We start from the raw sequence: 3,549 nt of genomic DNA on the forward strand, positions 1-3,549 counted from the left end.
TGGTGTCGGCGTTACGTTCACGGTCGGCGTGGGCGTCACGTTCACAGTGGACGTAGGTGTGACATTCTCCGTCGGGGTCGGTGTTACGTTCACCGTCGGCGTGGGCGTCACGTTCATCGTCGGTGTCGGCGTCACGTTCACAGTGGGCGTAGGTGTGACATTCACCGTCGGCGTGGGTGTAGGAGTGACACCGCCGACTGTCACGCTGACCGTGTCTGCGGCAAGCGGGATGACCGGCGTGTGATCGTTATTGACCAGCTGGACCGAGAGGTTGTGCTCACCCGATGGCACGTCCTCCCAGGTGTAGGAGGTGTTCGTAGAGATGGCGTAGCCGCCGGTCTCCGGGATAGCGGGAGCGCTCGCATTCGTCGGCACTACAGCATCCAGGTAGTAGTGCAGGTGGCCCTCACCGGGAGCGTTCGGCTGCCCCGTGGGCTCGACCAGCGTGAAGTTCGTGACGTTCACGCTCACCGTAACGTTCCCGGTAGTAATGTTAGCACCCTCCTCAGGCGACGTGATGGTGACGTTCGCTTCGGCGGTCGGGGTCACATTCACCGTCGGGGTCGGGGTCACATTCACCGTCGGAGTCGGGGTCACGTTCACCGTCGGAGTCGGGGTCACGTTCACAGCGGGCAGCCCCCCGGTCACGTTAAAGGCCTGCTGGACGGGGCTTCCATTCAGGAGGACCGGTACATCAGGACCCGGGAATTCAAAGACTCCCTCCTCCCCTTCATCGACGTGGAGCATGGCGTAGAGAACCGGCGTAGCGTTCTCGGTCTCGATCGTCACGGTCACGTTCTCATTCACGCCCTCGCTGAGCGGGCTGTACCCCAGGATGTCCCCGGGCGTCCCGTTCAGGTCTGCGTGGATGTTCACCCAGCCAGTCTGGTTGATCACTGCACGGTCAATGCTCACCGTGTCGTTCACAATCGGCTGGTCAGAGACATTGAGGGCAGGCGTCACGTTCTCCGTCGGAGTCGGTGTTACGTTCACCGTTGGGGTCGGGGTCACGTTCACTTCCGCCCCCGGCACGCTCACGTAGACATTCAGCGTATAGGAGGCGTTCTCCACGGAGTGGCCCGGAGGCCCGTAGGAGTAGGTCACGTTGTCCCCGTCGGTTACATTCGTCGCAGCGGGTCCGGTCGTAGCCTCCTCGTCGTTCACCCAGAACGTCCAGGCGTACGGGGTCTCATTCCGTACCTCGTTCTCAACGCCTGCAATTGAGGTAACACTGAGATTCCCCTCTTCCGGAGGCAGGTCTGCAGTGACCTTGTACTCAAATGCTCCGAGGATCGAGGCTGCATCGAGTGCTCCAAGTACGGTTGCCTGGGGCACCTCGTACGTCTCGGTACTGTTTACAGGTGTAATGTTCACATACTCATCAGGACTCAGTTCGACAGGTCCTTCTCCAATCAGGACTGCCGTGCTTGCGGCAGCGACCGACAGGAGAAGGACGATGCACAAACTGAACAGTAATGATTGTTTCATGCATATCCCCCCTTGTGGACAAATGAATATTCAGCGTAATATAAAAATATTGCTATAATAAAATTAAAACGCGCGCACCCGAAAAAGCAGTCAAAGGTAGAGCCATTATGGGCATTCACAGTTGTATTCAGGCCTTTTTCGCGATCACACAGAAAGACTGCAATAATCCCTGGTCAGGCACGGCGAGAAAGTTTCACGCATGAAGACGGCTTTTCTCCTGACTCCCCCCAGGCAGTGGACCGGGGTGGACAGTCGCCCGGGGTTAGGGAGAGAGGGAGGGGGCTGTGCCTTCCATGCAGATGGATATCCGCAAAACCCCCCATAACCCCATCATGACCCTGGAAGCATTGTTCCGCTCTCCCTCAGGACCGGAATCGATGACCCGGCAGCATGGAAAGAGAGTTCATGCCCCCACCCGGCCCGGACACATACAGGTAGTCAGCGGCGGAGCATACTTTACATCCATTACATACCATCTATGATGAAGGAGTTGTCCGCTTGAGAGAATCATGCACCCTCGCCCGGTCCCTGGTTTCCGCTGCCGGATTGATCGTCGTCTACGCGCAGGCGTTCACCTGGCCCAAACCTGATACAATCCGTCTGCAGCCCCGAATTCCCCGTGCCGGCATAACTCCGGTGACCTGCTACGGAGCGGGACCATGACCCCCCGCCCGGGCGTACGGGAGCACGCCGGGATTTACCTGCGCGGGCTGATGATGGGAGCCTGTGATATCATCCCCGGGGTCTCCGGGGGGACGATCGCCCTCATCACAGGAATCTACGAGCGGCTGGTCGGGGCCATCGGCAGCATCGACCCGGCCTCGGCAAAGCACCTTGTCAGAGGAGACTTTGCATCATTCCAGGCCGACCTCGGGAAGATCGATATCCCGTTCCTCGTGGTTCTCCTCGCCGGGATCGGCACAGCCTTCCTCGCGATGTCCGGGGTGATCCTCTCGCTTCTCACCGACCACGCGGTGGGGACCTACTCCTTCTTCCTCGGCCTGATCTTAGCCTCCGCCATCATCCTCTTCCTGGAGATCCGTTCCCTGCGCGCGGCCACCCTTGCCTACCTCGCCGTCGGGACAGGCGCCGGGTTCCTCCTTGCAGGCCTCGGGCACCTCGACGTCGGCCACTCCCTGCCGGTCCTCTTCCTCACCGGGATGGTGGCGCTCTGTGCCATGATCCTCCCCGGGATATCGGGAGCCTACATGACCCTCGTCCTCAACCAGTACGAGTTCATGCTTGCAGCGCTCAGGGCCCTCTCAATCCCCGAGATCGTCGCCTACATCGCCGGCGGCGTCACCGGGCTCCTTATCTTCACTAAGGGCCTCAAATACCTCTTAACGACCCACCCCGAGGCGATGCTCGCCTTCCTCACCGGGCTGATGCTCGGCTCAGCAAGGATGCTCTGGGAGAAGGGGTCTCTGGCCGGGGACATGCTGACCGGCGGCTGGATCTTCTTCATCGCCGGTCTCGTCATCGTCGGCGCGGTGGAGTACGCGAAGAGGCGCTATACGGTCAGCGGGGCCTGAGTCCCGGGGAATTTAACAACATACTTCTTTTCTGAGGTAAACCGGTACAATATCATGTTCATCGGCATCGATCACGGCACTACCGCGATGCGCTTCTCCACCGGGACGCAGGAATTCAAGATCTCCCGTGAAGAGGCCAGGCAGTTCTCGGCCGACGACCTCGGCCGCCTCTGCCCTCTCGACGAGATCGAGGGTATTGCCGTCTGCTACTCGATGGGTGACGGCATCCCTGCTATCACCGATATCAGGAAGGTCAAGAATCGCGGCATCATCTCACGGGAGGGGGCCGGCAAGCATATCGGCGGCGGCACCCGGGTCTATGACGAGATCGAGAGAAGCGGTCTCCCGGCCGTCGTCATCCCGGGGCTGCACCGCGGATCCCCGACCGATCCGCGGTTCAAAGCATACTCCCACCAGGCAAGCCCCGAGAAGATCGGGATCCTCTACGAAGTCTCGCACGACCTCGGGCCGGATATCGTGGTCTGCGACGCGAGTTCAAACACCGTCACCCTTCTTGTGACCGAGGGCC

The 3,549-nt window shown here is 60.3% G+C and carries 3 protein-coding genes; 2 read left to right on the forward strand and 1 reads right to left on the reverse strand.

Going from position 1 to position 3,549, the window contains the following annotated elements:
- The coding region (locus tag BP858_RS08920; protein WP_349680575.1) for a DUF7282 domain-containing protein at nucleotides 1-1,488 on the reverse strand (1,488 nt) is incomplete at its 3' end.
- Between the two features lie 659 nt (nucleotides 1,489-2,147).
- Between BP858_RS08920 and BP858_RS08925 the strand changes: the two genes are divergently transcribed.
- Nucleotides 2,148-3,020 carry a DUF368 domain-containing protein gene (locus BP858_RS08925; protein ID WP_286879325.1) on the forward strand — a complete coding sequence of 291 codons (873 nt, stop codon included), beginning with the start codon at nucleotides 2,148-2,150 and terminating at the stop codon, nucleotides 3,018-3,020.
- Nucleotides 3,021-3,074: 54 nt separating this feature from the next.
- Nucleotides 3,075-3,549: methanogenesis marker 12 protein (locus BP858_RS08930; RefSeq protein WP_286879326.1), on the forward strand; the 475-nt coding region annotated here is incomplete at its 3' end.

It is taken from the genome of Methanoculleus sp. UBA413 (genome assembly GCF_002502935.1).
Taxonomy (GTDB): Archaea; Halobacteriota; Methanomicrobia; order Methanomicrobiales; family Methanoculleaceae; genus Methanoculleus; species Methanoculleus bourgensis.